Annotated in this window: 1 protein-coding gene; it reads left to right on the top strand. The window is 63.6% G+C overall.

Going from position 1 to position 591, the window contains the following annotated elements:
* Window positions 1–274 precede the first annotated feature (274 nt).
* A partial coding sequence (locus J5X75_RS42255; protein WP_208473364.1) for a transposase occupies window positions 275–591 on the top strand: 317 nt, incomplete at its 3' end.

Here is a 591-nt window from a genome sequence, read left to right as displayed (position 1 = left end):
GGGGGAGAGCCGCCCCGCAGAACCGCCTGACCGGATCCGCGGAGTCCGACTCCTGCAACGCCCTACCCAACGTCATCCCAGCAAACTAACCAAAATAGAAACAAAGCTATATTCATCGCACGGGTGACAGGCACCGTTTAACACCAGTCACCTAGGCCGTGTTTAAGAAGCGGGTGGCCGTGTCGGTTGTACGGGTGTGTCGGTGATCGATATATGAAGAGGTCTCCGGTAGATCGGTTAGCGACCAAGCAAACCGAAGATCCCCGGAGACCTCGTGGACACCATACCGGTGGCGGGGCGGTTCGACCTGACTGACGAGCAGTGGCGTGTGCTCGCGCCGTTGCTGCCTGTCGGTAAGAAGCCAGGGCGCCCGCCGATCTGGACGAGACGGCAGCTCATCGATGGGATCAGGTGGCGGGTGCGGGCCGGGGTGCCCTGGCGTGACGTGCCGCCGCAGTACGGGCCGTGGCAGAGCGTCTATGGGCTGTTCCGTTGTTGGCAGCGGGCCGGGGTGTGGGCGCAGATCCTCACCGGGCTGCAAGCTCTCGCCGATGCGGCCGGGCTGATCACCTGGGATGTCAGCGTCGACTC

Source organism: Actinoplanes flavus, from assembly GCF_017592555.1.
In the GTDB taxonomy this organism is placed as follows: Bacteria; Actinomycetota; Actinomycetes; order Mycobacteriales; family Micromonosporaceae; genus Actinoplanes; species Actinoplanes flavus.
This window is presented reverse-complemented; position numbering and strand designations above follow the sequence as displayed.